This window comes from Massilia sp., from assembly GCF_032106685.1.
Lineage (GTDB): Bacteria > Pseudomonadota > Gammaproteobacteria > Burkholderiales > Burkholderiaceae_D > Telluria.
Window position 1 is genome coordinate 105,979 of the sequence record NZ_DAMCPG010000004.1, and the last position, 14,475, is coordinate 120,453.

Consider the following 14,475-nt stretch of genomic DNA (forward strand, 5'->3'; position numbering starts at 1 on the left):
CTCTTCCATGGCCCTCATCCTCTTCAACAAACCCTTCCAGGTGCTATGCCAGTTCAGCCCGCAGGAAGGCCGCGAATCGCTCGCCGACTACGTCAAGGTTCCGAACGTCTACCCGGCCGGCCGGCTCGATGCCGACAGCGAGGGCCTGATGCTCCTCACCGACGACGGCAAGCTGCAGCACAAGATCGCCCACCCCGACCACAAGGAAGCCAAGACCTACCTGGTGCAGGTGGACGGCATCGCCGACGCCGCCGCGTTGGCGCGCCTGCAAGCGCCGCTCGACCTGGGCGATTTTGTTACCAAGCCCTGCCGCGCGGTGCGCATCGCCGAGCCCGAATGGCTGTGGCCGCGCAATCCGCCGATCCGCGTGCGGGCCGACAAGCCGACCAGCTGGATCGCCATCACGCTGGAGGAAGGCAAGAACCGGCAGGTGCGGCGCATGACGGCGGCGGTCGGGTTGCCGACGCTGCGGCTGGTGCGCAGCAGCATCGGGCCGTTTTCGCTGGCGACGCATCCCCTGATGCCGGGGGAATATGTGGAGGTGCCGGTGGCGGAGTTGCGGAAATAGAGCCGTAGGGTGGACGGCACTGCCGTCCACGCGGCGATAGTTTGCAGCAAGATCATCCGGCACGATATCGACACCCGCAGCGATCGACTGTACGAGCAATCATCCGCTGGTTGAACGCGTGGACGGGAAACCCGTCCACCCTACGTCCCCACGTTTGACGCTTCCGACCAAATAAAAACCCGCCGGGTCCGAAAGGACCGGCGGGTTTTCTTTTACATCAAACTGCGCGGCAGCACCGCGCACACTTCCCTATCAGGCGATGGTTTCCAGCGCGCTGTTGAAGGTCGCGCTAGGACGCATCACGGCTTTCACCTTGGCGTCGTCCGCCTTGTAGTAGCCGCCGATGTCGGCCGGCTTGCCCTGCACTTCCAGCAGTTCGGCGACGATCTTCTGCTCGTTCTCGGCCAGGGCCTTGGCCAGCGGTGCGAAGTGAGCCGCCAGTTCGGCGTCCTCGCTCTGCGCGGCCAGTTCCTGGGCCCAGTACAGCGACAGGTAGAACTGGCTGCCGCGGTTGTCGAGCTCGCCGGTCTTCGGCGACGGCGACTTGCGGTTGTCCAGCAGCTTGCCGGTGGCGGCGTCGAGCGTCTTGGCCAGGATCTTGGCCTTGGCGTTGCCGGTCTTGATGCCAAGGTCTTCCAGCGAGACGGCCAGCGCCAGGAATTCGCCCAGCGAATCCCAACGCAGGTGGTTCTCTTCGGTCAGCTGCTGCACGTGCTTCGGCGCCGAGCCGCCGGCGCCGGTTTCGTACATGCCGCCGCCGGCCATCAGCGGAACGATCGACAGCATCTTGGCGCTGGTGCCCAGTTCCAGGATCGGGAACAGGTCGGTCAGGTAGTCGCGCAGGATGTTGCCGGTCACCGAGATGGTGTCCAGGCCGCGCTTGACGCGCTCCAGGGTGTAGCGCATCGCGCGCACCTGCGACATGATCTGGATGTCCAGGCCGGTCGTGTCGTGATCCTTCAGGTAGGTCTTGACCTTCTTGATCAGTTCGTTCTCGTGCGGACGGTACGGGTCGAGCCAGAACACGGCCGGCATGCCCGAGTTGCGCGCGCGGGTGACCGCCAGCTTGACCCAGTCGCGGATCGGGGCATCCTTCACCTGGCACATGCGCCAGATGTCGCCCTGCTCGACGTTCTGGCTCATCAGCACTTCGCCGGTGGCGATGTCGGTGATGTTGGCCACGCCGTCTTCGCTGATCTCGAAGGTCTTGTCGTGCGAACCGTATTCCTCGGCCTGCTGGGCCATCAGGCCCACGTTCGGGACCGTGCCCATGGTCTTCGGATCGAAGGCGCCGTGCCACTTGCAGAAGTTGATGACTTCCTGGTAGATGCGCGCAAAAGTCGATTCCGGGATGACGGCCTTGACTTCCTTCAGGCGGCCATCGGCGCCGTACATCTTGCCGCCGGCGCGGATCATCGCAGGCATCGATGCGTCGACGATGACGTCGTTCGGCGAGTGGAAGTTGGTGATGCCCTTGGCCGAGTCGACCATGGCCAGCGCCGGACGGTGTTCCTGGCAGGCGTGCAGGTCGCGCTCGATTTCTTCGCGCTGCGAGGCCGGCAGGTCGGCGATCTTGTTGTACAGGTCGGCCATGCCGTTGTTGACGTTGATGCCGAGGCTGTCGAACAGCGCGCCGTGCTTGGCGAAGGCGTCCTTGTAGAACATGCGCACGCAGTGGCCGAAGACGATCGGGTGCGAGACCTTCATCATCGTCGCCTTCACGTGCAGCGAGAACAGCACGCCGGTGTTCTTCGCGTCTTCGATCTGCTTCTCGTAGAACTCGAGCAGGGCCTTGCGGCTCATGAACATCGAGTCGATGATCTCGCCGTCCTGCAGCGCGACCTTCGGTTTCAGGACGATGGTCTGGCCGCTCTTGGTGATCAGTTCCATCTTGACTTCACGCGCGCGGTCGAGGGTCATCGACTTTTCGCCGTGGTAGAAGTCGCCGTGGGTCATGTGCGACACGTGGGTGCGCGAGGCCGGCGACCATTCGCCCATCGAGTGCGGGTTCTTGCGTGCGTATTCCTTGACCGCCTTCGGTGCGCGGCGGTCCGAGTTACCTTCGCGCAGGACCGGGTTCACGGACGAGCCGATGCACTTGGCATACTTGGCCTTGATGGCCTTCTCTTCGTCGGTCTTCGGGTCGGCCGGGTAGTCCGGCAGGTCGTATCCCTTGCCCTGCAGTTCCTTGATCGCGGCGACCAGCTGGCCGACCGATGCGGAAATGTTCGGCAGCTTGATGATGTTCGCGTCCGGCTCCAGGGTCTTCTTGCCCAGCTCGCTCAGGACGTCGGGGACGCGCTGTTCCGGGGTCAGGCGCTCCGGGAACTGGGCCAGGATACGTGCGGCGACCGAGATGTCGGCCTGCTCGACGCGGATACCCGCAGCCTTGGTGAAGGTGCTGACGACAGGCAGGAAGGCGTGGGTCGCCAGCAGCGGCGCCTCGTCGGTCAGGGTGTAGATGATGGTCGGATCACTGCTCATGCACTATTTCCTCGGTTATCGCGAAGGGTTCGCGATGTGTAAAACTTGATAAGTAACGCCTGCCTGCGCTCGCATGGTATGCGCCGCGCTCGATGGATCATACTACTCCGATACTACTCCGCCCAGAGCGCGATGGACAGAGCGCGAAGGGTGTTCCCGGCCGCTCGGCGCGCTTGGCGTTCTCCCGGCTGCGCCGCAAGTCTTCTATAAGACATAAGACGCGCGTTTCACATTATGCACCAGTATTTTACGCTGCGCTACCGGTTTAGCGATCCGGCGACCCGCTTCGGGCCGGTGGCCGCAGGCCTGCCGCCGGCCAGCGGCGTCGAGCGCGCTGCGTTTACGCTCGGAAAATCGGGCCGCGGCGCCCTCCCCGGCGCGCCCGCCTACGCCAACGCGCTAGCATGTGCCATCCGCTTTTCAGCGCCAGGATCATTCGACAGGAGCCGCCATGACCGTCCGCCAGTCCGACGCCCACGCCATCCCCGCACTACGCGCCCTCGGCTGGGCCGGCTTCCTGCTCGGCTTCGCGCTCGGCGGCTTTTTCGACGGCATCCTGCTGCACCAGATCCTGCAGTGGCATCACCTGCTGTCGCTGGTCACGCGCCCGCCCTTCCAGGACATCCGGGTGCAGATCCTGGCCGACGGCCTGTTCCACTTGTTGATGTATGCGATCGCGCTCGCCGGGCTGTGGAAACTCTGGAAGGGCCGGCACAGCTTCGGCGCGCCGGGCGGCGACCGGCTGCTGCTGGCGAACGCGGCGATCGGTTTCGGCGCCTGGCACATGATCGACGGCGTGCTCTCGCACTGGGTGCTCGGCATCCACCGCATCCGGCTCGACAGCGACAACGTGCTGTTCTGGGATGTGCTGTGGTTCGTCGTGTTCGGGGTGGCGGTTGCCGCGCTGGGCTGGTGGCTGCGGCGCGATACGGATTCCGGCGCCCTCGGCGGCAAGGCGGGCGCCGCGGCGCTGGTGCTGGCCGTTCTGGTGGGCGCGCCGGTGGCCGCGCTGCCGCCGCCGGGCGTGAATACGGTGATGGTGTTCTTCAAGCCAGGCACCACGCCGAACCAGGTGTTCGCCGGAATCGAGGCGGTCGACGGGCGCATCCTGTGGTCGGCGCCGTCGGGGGACGTGTGGGCGCTGGACGTGGCCGACCAGAATAAAACGCCCCTGCTCTACCGGCACGGGGCTTTCCTGGTCAGCAATTCGATGCTGGCGGTGGGCTGCCTGGCCTGGACCTCGGCGAAGGGGTCGTAGGGTGGGTTCTCGAACCCACCGTTTTCATCGCATGAACAAGCGGTGGGTACGAGTACCCACCCTACGAGGCCCGGTTTTTCGTAGGGTGGACACCTGTGTCCACGCTGTCGTGCGCTCGCGATCCGCGCCGCGTCCTTTCAACCGGTGAAACCGCGTGGACACAGGTGTCCACCCTACAAACCCAAGCGCACAAGCGGAAAAACCCGCCGGGACCAAAGTCGGGCGGGTCTTTCTTCCACTGTACTGCCTGCGCGGCCAAGGCCGCGCGCCAACCGGTCTATTAGGCCGACAGGGCTTTCAGAGCAGCAGCCAGGCGGCTCTTGTGGCGAGCGGCCTTGTTCTTGTGGATGATCTTCTTGTCAGCGATGCTGTCGATGGTCGACACGGACTGCTGGAAGATGGTGGTTGCAGCGGCCTTGTCGCCAGCCTGGATGGCTTTGCGGACGGCCTTGATTGCGGTACGCAGGGTCGAACGCTGAGCGCTGTTGTGTGCGTTTTGCTTAACTGCTTGACGAGCGCGTTTGCGCGCTTGTGCGGTATTTGCCATGGAATTTCCTAAATCGGGGTCAAGTTGCGTTTGCAAACATTAGCGAGTCAAACTGGCCCATTCCAGTGCCTGCCAAACATAAGTGTCTGCTAACAGAATTCAGTACAGCCCACGATTATAGCGAAGGAATCCCATCCGGGCAATTCATAATTCACTATTCTCGCGAGATCAGCCGTGTGCAGGGGTGTTGCCCAGCTATAATAACGCCCCATGAATCTGCTCAAGACCCTCGCTGCAATTTCCAGCATGACCATGGTATCCCGCATCACGGGCCTGCTGCGCGAAAGTCTGTTCGCCGCCACCTTCGGCGCCTCGAACTTCACCGACGCCTTCAACATCGCCTTCCGCCTGCCGAACCTGCTGCGGCGCCTGTTCGCCGAGGGCGCCTTCTCGCAGGCCTTCGTGCCGATCCTGACCGAATACAAGACGAAACACGGCCAGGAAGCGACCAAGACCCTGGTCGACCACGTGGCCACCGTCCTGATCTGGGCCACCATGGTGACCAGCATCGTCGGCATCCTGGCCGCGCCGGTACTGATCTACTGGATCGGCGGCGGCCTGCAGCGCGAGCCGGCCGCGTTCGACGCGGCGGTCGTGATGACGCGCCTGATGTTCCCCTACATCGCCTGCATGGCCTTCGTCGCCATGGCCAGCGGCGTGCTCAATACCTGGCGCCAGTTCAAGATTCCGGCCTTTACGCCAGTGCTGCTGAACCTGTCTTTCATCTTCGCCGCGGTCGTGCTGTCCGACTACTTTACGCAACCGATCTATGCGATGGCGGCGGGCGTCTGCATCGGCGGCATCCTGCAGGTCGCGCTGCAGCTGCCGCCGCTGATCAAGCTCGGCATGCTGCCGCGCCTGTCGATCAACCCCTTCACCGGCCTGCGCGACGCCGGCGTGCGCCGCATGCTGGGCAAGATGGGGCCGGCCGTGTTCGCCGTCGCCGCGGCCCAGATCAGCCTCTTGATCAACACGACGATTGCCGCCAGCCTGGCGGCCGGCGCCGTCACCGCGCTGCAGTATGCGGACCGGCTGATGGAGCTGCCGACCGCCCTGCTCGGCGTGGCCCTGGGCACCATCCTGCTGCCTGGCCTGGCGAAGGCCAACACCGAAGGCGACACCCAGGAATACTCGTCCCTGCTGGACTGGGGCCTGCGCCTGACCTTCCTGCTGTCGATCCCGGCGGCGGTCGGCCTGGCCACCCTGGCCACGCCGATGATCTCCACCCTGTTCCACTACGGCGCCTTCGACGCGGCCGACGTGAACGCCTCGTCGCTGCCGCTGATGGCCTACAGCGCCGGCCTGCTCGGCTTCATCCTGGTGAAAACCCTGGCCCCGGCCTTCTTCGCGCGCCAGGAAGTGCGCACACCGGTGAAGATCGCGGTCGGCGTGCTGGTCGCGACGCAGCTGATGAACCTGGTCTTCGTGCCGCTGTTCGGCGTCGCCGGACTGGCGCTATCGATCGGCGTCGCCGCCTGCCTGAACGCCGCCCTGCTCTACCATGGGCTGCGTCGCCGTAACATCTACGTGCCGCAGCCGGGCTGGGGCGCCTTCTTCCTCAAGCTGGTGGTGGCCGTGTCGGTCATGGGCGCGGTGGCCTGGTTCTGCCAGGTCCAGTTCGACTGGATCGCGCTGCGCGCCCATCCGCTGCTGCGCGGCGGCGCCCTGCTCGGCATCATCGCCGTGTGCGGCATCTGCTATTTCGGCGTGCTCGGCGCCCTGGGCTTCCGCCCGCGCGACTTCAAGCGCCGCGCCAAGTAATCACCGTCCGCCCTGCCGCCCTTCGTTCGGCGGCGGCTCGGCGGGCGGCGCCGGTTCGGCGTCGGCCGGCTCCGGCGGGGCTGGCGGCTCCTCGCGCTCCTTCTCCGGCTCGGCGTCGTTGTCCGGCGGCGTTTTCGGCGCTTCGATGCGCGGGTCGGCCGGCTCCGGCGGGGGCGGCACCGGCGGGACAGCCGGCGCCGGCGGCTCCGTCCCGGGCGCCGGGAACAGCGGCGCCGGATTCGGGATGTCCGGCGGGTTAGGCTGATTCGGCGGCGGCAGTCCATTCGCTGCCGGCGATGCACTGGCGCCGGTGCCGGCGGCCGTGAACTTCCACTCCGACAGGTGCTGCTTGTTCTCGAAATTCTGGAAACGGGCGTCGAAATTCGCCTGCTTCAGCGGCTGGGCCTGCGACAGGCTGTACACCGCCAGCACCCCTGTCTTGTCTCCCTGGTAGACGAAGCCCCACTCCTGCCTGCCCGTGACCGGATCGACGTAGATCTTGCGCAGGTGGCGGCGCGTGCCGGGAAAGCGCGGATCCTTGAGCAGCTCCCGCATGGTCGGCGGCGCGGTCGGATAACCGCGCGGCGTGGCGGCGGCATAGCTGCGCAGGGCTTCGCTGTATTCGGCCCCGATCTCGAGCAGCTCCTGTTCGGCGGCCACGCGGCGCAGCAGGGAGTCGACCTTCAGCGTCGCTGCCCCCACCAGCCCCAGGATCGCCACGAAGATCACCAGGCCGACGTAGGTGAAGCCGGCGTCGGGCGAGCGTGCGCGCCGCGCTACCATTCGGCGTAGGGGCGGCCGTCGCGGCCATTCCCCGGCGCGCCGCTGCGGATGTCGTAGACGGCGCCCGGCGCTCCGTCTTCCTCGGGCGGCACCAGCACCCAGGTGCTCTCGCTTTCGGTGATCGGGTCGACCGGCATCCGCGCCAGGTATTTTCTTTCGACCAGCTGCTCCAGCGAATCCGGATAGCGGCCGGTGTCGGCGTGGTACTGGTCGATCACGGCGCGCGTGTTGCGCAGGTTATCGAGCAGGATGGTTTCCTTCGTCTTGTCGATGCTCGGGAAAAAGCGCGGCACCGCCAACGTCAGGAGCAGGGCCACGATACCGAGCACCACCAGCAGTTCGATCAGGGTGAAGCCGCGCGGTTTATGCATGAAGACTCTCATCCTGTCACCAGCGCCTGTAGGGAATGCCGTTCAGGCCGACCCGGTTCGACGTCGAATGGACGTCGTAGACGTCGTCGCCCTCTTTCGGCTCCTCGGCTTCGCTGGCATAGTTGCGCTTGCCCCAGGTCTGCGCGTCCGCCAGTTCCGGATCGGGGTTGAAGGGGTCGCGCGGCAGGCGGCGCAGGAAGTAGATCTTCGCCTGCTTCGGGCTGCGCAGGTCGGGCACGCCCTCGACCAGCAGTTCGAGCTTCGCCGGATAACCGGTGGCGCCGGCGTTCTTCTTGATGCGCCCTTCGTCGCTGGCGCGCTTGTAGGCGTCGATCGCCAGGCGGATCTCGCGCAGGGACTGGCGCAGCTGCTGTTCGTTGCGGCGCTGGACCACGGTCTGGCCGACCGGGATGACCAGGGTGGCCAGCAGCGCCAGGATGGCCAGCGTGACCAGGAGTTCGATCAGGGTGAAGCCGCGCGGGCGTGGGTATGCGCCGGCGGCACGGATCGGGATCATGGGTTCGGGATCGGGGTGACCTGGACGGCCGGCGGCGCGGTGTAGGGCGTGCCCGGCGGCGGCACGTCCGGCGCGTTCGCGGGCGGCGTGTAGGGGGCCGGTGCGGGCGGCGGCGTGGTGCCGATCGGCTGCGACAGCGGCATGCCGGTCACCGGCGGCACCGCCGGCGCAACCGGCGGCTGGCCGACCGGCGGCGCGACCGGCAGCGCGTTCGGCTGGACGGCGGATGCGCCATTGCCCGGCAGCGCGGGACGGGCGCCTGGCGCGGACGGCGCCACGACCGGCTGGCGCACCGCCGTATCCGGACGGCGGCGGAAGCTGGCCTCGGTGCCTGCGCTGAACTCGGAAGCCCCGGCCGGCGGACGCTGGATGGTGCGCACCAGGTGCGGCGTGATCGACAGCACGATCTCGGTCTTGTCGTTCGAGTCGCGCGTGCTGCCGAACAGGCGGCCCAGGATCGGCAGGCTGCCCACGCCCGGCACCTTGCTGCCGCTGCTGCGGTCTTCGCTGCTGATCAGGCCCGCCAGCACCTGGTTCTCTCCGTCCTTCAGCTGCAGCAGGGTCTGGGCCGAACGGGTGCCGATACGGTAGGCCACCGAACCATCGTTGGTCGTCATCGAATCGATCAGGTTGCTCACTTCGAGCGAAATGCGGATGCCGACTTCGTTGTTCAGGTAAATGGTCGGCTCGACATTCAGGGTCAGGCCGACGTCGACATAGGTGATCGACTGCGAGGCAAAGCCCCCGACGCCGGTCGATACCGTGGTCGTGATGTTCGGCACCCGGTCGCCGATCACGACCTTGGCCTTTTCCTTGTTGCGCACGCGGATGCGCGGGTTGGCCAGGGTGTTCGAGTCGGAATCGGTCTTGTTGGCGTTGACGGTCGCGCCGATGCCGGTCACGCCGATGGTGTCGCTGTTCAGGCCGCGCAGCTCGTTGAGCGAGATCGGCCCGCCCTCGGCCGCGATCAGCGGCGAGAAGCTCAGGCTGCCCGGCCAGCTCACGCCCAGGTCCATCAGGCGACTGCGCTTGATCTCCAGCACCTCGACGTCGAGCATGACTTCCGGCTCGGGCACGTCCTGCAGCGCCACCAGCTGGGTGGCAAGCTTGATCGCCTCCGGGCTGTCGCGCAGGATCACCAGGTTCAGCTTCTCGTCGACGACGACGTCACGCGACTTCAGGATGGTCTTGAAGGTGTTGGCGATGCTCTTGGCGTCGGCATTGGCCAGGTAGAAGGTCTTGACCGTCATCTCCTGGTATTCCTTGAGCTTCACCGCCACGTTCGGGTAGATCAGGATGGTGTTGCCGTCCATGACCTGGCGCTCGAGCTGGTTGGTCACCAGCAGGAAGTGCACCGCCGCCTCCACCGTGCTGTTCTTCAGGAAGATCGAGGTGCGCTGGTCCGCGCGCACGTCCTTGTCGAAGACGAAGTTCAGGCCCGAATGGCGCGCGATGATCTCGAAGATCTGGCGCAGCGGCGCCTCGCGGAACTCCAGGCTGATCGGCTTCCTGAAGGAGGCGGCCAGCGTGGTCTCAAGCGCCGGCGCGGCCGCCTTTTCGTCGACCTCGTTCAGCATCAGGCGGGCGCGCTCGTGGCCCGGGCGCTCGGTCAGGATCGCTGACAGTTTCTGGCGCGCTGCCTCGTAGTCCTTTTTTTCGACGTCCGCCGTGGCGGCATCGAGCATGGCGCTGTGGCGGCGGTCGGCCTCGACCTGGCGCAGGCCGGCGCGGCCGCGCTCGTTGGCCGGATCGACCTCCAGCACGCGCAGGTAGCCGGCGGCGGCGGCGTCGGCGCGGCCCTCGGCCAGGTCGCGCTCGGCCTGTTCGATCAGGCGCATGGCGCTGGCGTCGCGCGCGCGCAGGAAGGCGGCGCGGTAGAGCGGATTGCCGGGGTCGGCCGCCACCGCCTCGCGGTACTTGGCCAGGCCCGCGCCGACCTGCTCCTGGGCGACCAGCGCGTTGCCCTCCTGGTAGGCGCGCTGGGCGGCGCAACCGGCCAGCAGGACACCGGCCACGGCGGCTGCCGCGATCGCTCGAATCCGGGAACGAACCATTAGTCGAAGGCTCCAATGTTGAGCTGCTGAACCTGGTTCAGCGGCAGGTAAGTCAGGGTCAGGAGCGGCGGCGCGATGCGCTCGACACGCCAGGCGCCGTCGATCACGCCGCCCTCGACCGCGATATGCGTGCGCTCGCCGCTGGCCAGGTAGACCTCCCACTTGCCCTCTTCCAGCGACTTGCCGATGAAGGTGTAGGGCAGGCGCGGGGCAGCCGGCGGCGGCGGCGGGCCCGGTTCCGGCGGCGGCGGGGGCGGCGGCGTCCAGTCCTGGCTGGCGAACAGCGCTTCCCCGTCCGCCTTGCCGGCGTCGCCGACCAGTTCGTCGCGCGGCTGCAGGCGCAGGATCGCGGGTTCGCGCGCGCCAGGCGCAGGCCCTTGCGCGCTCGCGGCGACCGGCACCGGCGCCGCGGCCGGACGCTCGACCGCCTCGGCCACTGGCTCGCTTGGGGTCTTGTCGCCGAACGCGGCAAGAAGCGCGGCGCTCGCCAGCGCCAGGCCCAGCACGATGTGGCGCGGCTTCATCGCGGCACTCCCGGGGTGTCGAGCACGTACAGCGTCAGGCGCAGCCGCGCCTCGACCTTGGCCTGGCCGATGGTGTCGCGCTTGAAGCTGATGTCGTCGAGCGAAGCGAAGGGAATCGCGCGCAGCGCGAGCATCGCGAATTGCCACACCTGGCCGTAGCTCCCCTGCACCGGCAAATTGACCTGGTAGGTATGGAGCTTCGCGTTGCGGTCGTAGCCGCTCTTGTATTCGCCCTGGCGCAGCACCAGGCCGGTCTTGGCGGCGATGCCGAACAGGGTTTTCACCTGCTGCTCGACATAGCGCTTCTGGCCCAGCGAATCGTAGAACAGCGCCAGGTTGGCATCGGCGCTTGCCACCGGGGCCGCCGGGGGCGCCGGCGGCGGTTGCGCAGCCGCGCGGCGCGCCAGTTCGCGTTCCTGCTCCAGGGCGTCGCGCGCCGGCACCAGCCAGGCCAGGGTGCCGAAACCCGCCGCGTACAGCAGCGCGGCCAGGAACAGCACCGGACTGAGGCGCCCCAGGGCCAGGCGCAGGCGCAGGGCCGGCGAAGCGAGGGCGGCGTTCTTCATGGCGCTCCCCACAGGGCGTCGAGCTGGAAGCGGATCGGCCGGTTCGGGTCCTGTTCGCCGATCTCGTGGCGCACCAGCGTGACGGCGCCGAACCATTCCTGCTTCTGGAGCGCTTCGACGTAGGCGATCATGTCGTCGCTGCCGCGCGCTTCGGCGGTGATGCGCAGCACGCGCTTTTTCGCGTCCGGCTCGAGCGAGAGCAGCGCGACCGACGGCGGCGTGGCCGCGCGCACGGCGTCGTGCAGCGCGCGCCACGGCAGGTTCAACTGCATGACGGCGGCGTTCACCGCGGCGGCCTGCTGCTCGCCCACCGGCGGCAGGCGCGCCGCCGGCGGCTGGGCCGCGGGCGCGCCGGCGCGCGTGCGCAGGGCCGCCTGCAGCGCCTCCACCTCTTCCCGCGCCTCGCCGTAATGCAGGACGTTGAGCAGCACCGCAAAGCACAGCGGCAGCGCGCCGAGGACCAGGCCCCAGGCCGGGCGCGGCGCGTGGAACAGGGTGCGTCGCAGGCTCGGACGCGCAAAATCGAGGCGCACGCGCTTCATGGCGCGCTCCCGGTGCAGGCCAGCCGCACGGCGGCGGAGCGTGCGTGGCCGACGGCTTCCCCGCCCTCGTCCTCGTCTTCGTCGTCGAGCAGGGTGCAGCCGAACTTCAGGCGCCCTTCGTGGCTGGCCCAGCCGCGCGGCGCCGGACCGCATACCTGCAACCGTTCCGGCCGTCCCACCCCGACGCGCAGCGCCTCGCGCGCCACGTGGCTTTCCAGCCAGTCGCGGTCGGCGCCGGGCGGCACCACGGCCGTGCGCAGCGCCGCCAGCAGCGCGCCGTCGTAGGCGGCCAGCGTCAGCACCTGCCCGTGCACCAGGCCGAACCAGGCGCCGGGACGGTGCCGCTTGCGCCAATGGTTCATCGCGACCACGAACTGCGGCACGATCTCGACCAGATGGCAGTGCGCCTCGCGCGCCGCCTGCTCCAGCACGTCGAGCAGCGAGGCCGGCAGCGCCGCGGCCAGGAAGGGGCGCGTGGCCTGCCAGTCGGCGGCGATCTTCCAGCCGGCATGCGTCGCCCCGAACAGGGCCTGGAAGCGCATCGCGGCGGCCGCTTCGAGGTCGGCCAGCCTGGCCGCGCCCGGCGGCGGCGCGACCTGCCACATGCGCGCCAGTTCGTCGGCCAGCACCACGCTCACCGGCCAGCCGGCGACCTTGGTGTCGGCCAGCAGCGCGCGCAGGGCGGCGCCCAAGGCTTGCGGGTCGTTGGCGTCGGCGCAGCGCGCCTCGGCCAGCACGGTGGCGCCGCGCGCGAACACGCGGCTGGTGCGCACCAGCGCCAGGCTGTCGTGGCCGATGCCGAGCCGCAGCGTTTGTCCGGGCAATCTAGGCATGCTGGGTCACCCGCTTGATTTCGTCGAGCGTGGTGGCGCCGCGCCGCACCAGGTCGAGCGCGGCCAGGCGCAGGCTGCGCGTGCCGTTGGCGTGGGCGGCGGCCTTGATGCGGCGGATCGGCTGCTTGTCGACGATCAGCTCGCGGATCTCGTCGTTCAGGGTCAGGATCTCGGCGATCGAGCGGCGGCCCTTGTAGCCGGTGCCGCGGCAGTCGCCGCAACCCTTGCCGCGCATGAAAATGTAATCCTCGACGGCGTCGCGCTCGAGGCGCACCGCCAGCAGTTCCCCGTCGCTCGGCACGTACTGCGCCGCGCAGTGCGGGCAGTTCATGCGCACCAGGCGCTGGGCCCAGATGCCGTTCAGCGCCGACACGAATGCGTAGGGATCGATGCCCATGTGGGTAAAGCGCCCGAACACGTCGAACACGTTGTTGGCGTGGACGGTGGTCAGCACCAGGTGGCCGGTGAGCGCGGACTGCACGGCGATCTCGGCGGTCTCGCGGTCGCGGATCTCGCCGACCATGATCTTGTCCGGGTCGTGGCGCAGGATCGAGCGCAAGCCCTTGGCGAAGGTCAGGCCCTTCTTCTCGTTGACCGGGATCTGCAGGATGCCGGGCAGCTGGTACTCGACCGGGTCCTCGATGGTGATGATCTTCTCGCGGCCGTTGTGGATCTCGGTGAGCGCCGCGTACAGGGTCGTGGTCTTGCCGGAGCCGGTCGGCCCGGTCACCAGCAGCATGCCGTAGGCTTCCTGGGCCAGGGTGCGCAGCGTGGCCAGCGAGGGCGCGTCGAAGCCGAGCGCTTCCAGCGTGAGCGAGCCGTAGGCTTCGATCATCGCGCGCTTGTCGAGGATACGGATGACCGCGTCCTCGCCGTGGATGCTCGGCATGATCGAGACGCGCAGGTCGATCTCGCGCCCGCCCGCCTCGACGCGGAAGCTGCCGTCCTGCGGGATGCGGCGCTCGGCGATGTCGAGTTCGGCCAGCACCTTCAGGCGCGAGATGATGTGCTCGGCCAGCTCGATGCCGCCGACCGTGGTGGCGTGATCGAGCACGCCATCCACGCGGTATTTCACGGCCAGGCCGGACGCCGTGCTTTCCAGGTGGATGTCCGACGCCCCGGCCTTGAGCGCATCGTAGAGCGTGGAGTTGACCAGCTTGACGGCCGGGCTGCCCGCCTCGGACACCGAGGCGAAGGACAGCACGGCGGCGGTCTTGCCGTCGCGCCGGACCTCGCCGTTGCTGGTGGCCAGGGTATCGACCGCGCGCGCCGAAGCCTCCTGGCGCGACAGGTAGGCCTGGATGTCGGACTGCAGCGCCAGGCGCAGGTGCAGCGGCGCGCGCGGCGTGGCGCCGGCCTGGCTCGACAGCCAGGTCTGCTGGTCGAGATCGAACGGGTCGGCGATCACGCCGGTGACCTGGCCGCCGGGGCCGCGCAGCAGCACGCAGTGGCGCGACATGGCCTGCGCCAGCGGCAGCAGGTCGAAGGCCGGTTCCTGGCTGAGCATCTCGGCCGTTTCCATCACCGTCAGGCCGAAGGGTTCGGCCAGGGCGGCGACCAGCTGGCGCGGTTCGAACCCGCTCAAGGCTTCCAGCTCGGCCACCAGCGAGCGCTGCGACTGGCGGCTCTGGGCGCGTGCGCGCATCAACAGTGCGGAATCGATGACG

At 68.0% G+C, this 14,475-nt stretch carries 14 protein-coding genes; 3 read left to right on the top strand and 11 right to left on the bottom strand.

Annotation, left to right across the window (positions count from 1 at the left end; all coding sequences use genetic code 11):
* The first annotated feature begins 7 nt into the window (after window positions 1-7).
* Entirely contained in the window at window positions 8-568 is a 561-nt protein-coding gene (locus tag RT688_RS04285; protein ID WP_313703608.1) for a pseudouridine synthase, read from the top strand.
* 252 nt (window positions 569-820) lie between these two features.
* On the opposite strand, the gene RT688_RS04290 is transcribed toward RT688_RS04285, so the two are convergent.
* Window positions 821-3,052, bottom strand: coding sequence for an NADP-dependent isocitrate dehydrogenase (locus RT688_RS04290; RefSeq protein ID WP_313703609.1), 2,232 nt, complete (start codon window positions 3,050-3,052; stop codon window positions 821-823).
* Window positions 3,053-3,503: 451 nt separating this feature from the next.
* Here RT688_RS04290 and RT688_RS04295 point away from each other — a divergent pair, with 451 nt between their 5' ends.
* Window positions 3,504-4,310: a DUF2243 domain-containing protein gene (locus RT688_RS04295; RefSeq protein ID WP_313703610.1), complete on the top strand. Its 807-nt coding sequence runs from the start codon at window positions 3,504-3,506 to the stop codon at window positions 4,308-4,310.
* A 280-nt stretch (window positions 4,311-4,590) separates the two neighbouring features.
* Here RT688_RS04295 and rpsT read toward each other — a convergent pair whose 3' ends face one another.
* Window positions 4,591-4,857, bottom strand: coding sequence for a 30S ribosomal protein S20 (gene rpsT, locus RT688_RS04300; protein ID WP_036216299.1), 267 nt, complete (start codon window positions 4,855-4,857; stop codon window positions 4,591-4,593).
* Between the two features lie 210 nt (window positions 4,858-5,067).
* On the opposite strand from rpsT, the gene murJ reads away from it, so the two are divergent.
* A complete protein-coding gene (gene murJ / locus RT688_RS04305; protein WP_313703611.1) occupies window positions 5,068-6,618 on the top strand; it encodes a murein biosynthesis integral membrane protein MurJ in 1,551 nt (516 codons plus the stop codon).
* On the opposite strand, the gene RT688_RS04310 is transcribed toward murJ, so the two are convergent.
* Genes RT688_RS04310 through RT688_RS04350 form a run of 9 tightly spaced genes read right to left on the bottom strand, consistent with a single transcriptional unit; the run spans window position 6,619 to window position 14,453 of the window.
* Window positions 6,619-7,401: a type II secretion system protein gene (locus tag RT688_RS04310; RefSeq protein ID WP_313703612.1), complete on the bottom strand. Its 783-nt coding sequence runs from the start codon at window positions 7,399-7,401 to the stop codon at window positions 6,619-6,621.
* Window positions 7,395-7,772 carry a type II secretion system protein gene (locus RT688_RS04315; protein ID WP_313703613.1) on the bottom strand — a complete coding sequence of 126 codons (378 nt, stop codon included), beginning with the start codon at window positions 7,770-7,772 and terminating at the stop codon, window positions 7,395-7,397. The genes RT688_RS04310 and RT688_RS04315 overlap by 7 nt, the downstream gene beginning before the upstream one ends.
* Window positions 7,773-7,788: 16 nt before the next feature.
* Complete coding sequence (locus RT688_RS04320) at window positions 7,789-8,289, bottom strand: type II secretion system protein (RefSeq protein WP_313703614.1); 501 nt, start codon at window positions 8,287-8,289, stop codon at window positions 7,789-7,791.
* Window positions 8,286-10,304, bottom strand: a complete 2,019-nt coding sequence (locus RT688_RS04325; protein WP_313703615.1) for a secretin N-terminal domain-containing protein — start codon at window positions 10,302-10,304, stop codon at window positions 8,286-8,288. Before RT688_RS04325 ends, RT688_RS04320 begins: the two co-directional genes overlap by 4 nt.
* Before the next feature lie 38 nt (window positions 10,305-10,342).
* Window positions 10,343-10,867, bottom strand: coding sequence for a hypothetical protein (locus tag RT688_RS04330; RefSeq protein WP_313703616.1), 525 nt, complete (start codon window positions 10,865-10,867; stop codon window positions 10,343-10,345).
* The gene (locus RT688_RS04335; RefSeq protein ID WP_313703617.1) at window positions 10,864-11,433 is read right to left on the bottom strand and encodes a hypothetical protein; all 570 of its coding nucleotides are present in this window, start codon (window positions 11,431-11,433) and stop codon (window positions 10,864-10,866) included. The genes RT688_RS04330 and RT688_RS04335 overlap by 4 nt, the downstream gene beginning before the upstream one ends.
* Window positions 11,430-11,975 carry a PilN domain-containing protein gene (locus RT688_RS04340; RefSeq protein ID WP_313703618.1) on the bottom strand — a complete coding sequence of 182 codons (546 nt, stop codon included), beginning with the start codon at window positions 11,973-11,975 and terminating at the stop codon, window positions 11,430-11,432. Before RT688_RS04340 ends, RT688_RS04335 begins: the two co-directional genes overlap by 4 nt.
* Complete coding sequence (locus tag RT688_RS04345; RefSeq protein WP_313703619.1) at window positions 11,972-12,808, bottom strand: hypothetical protein; 837 nt, start codon at window positions 12,806-12,808, stop codon at window positions 11,972-11,974. The genes RT688_RS04340 and RT688_RS04345 overlap by 4 nt, the downstream gene beginning before the upstream one ends.
* The gene (locus tag RT688_RS04350) at window positions 12,801-14,453 is read right to left on the bottom strand and encodes a GspE/PulE family protein (RefSeq protein ID WP_313703679.1); all 1,653 of its coding nucleotides are present in this window, start codon (window positions 14,451-14,453) and stop codon (window positions 12,801-12,803) included. The genes RT688_RS04345 and RT688_RS04350 overlap by 8 nt, the downstream gene beginning before the upstream one ends.
* Window positions 14,454-14,475: the final 22 nt, after the last annotated feature.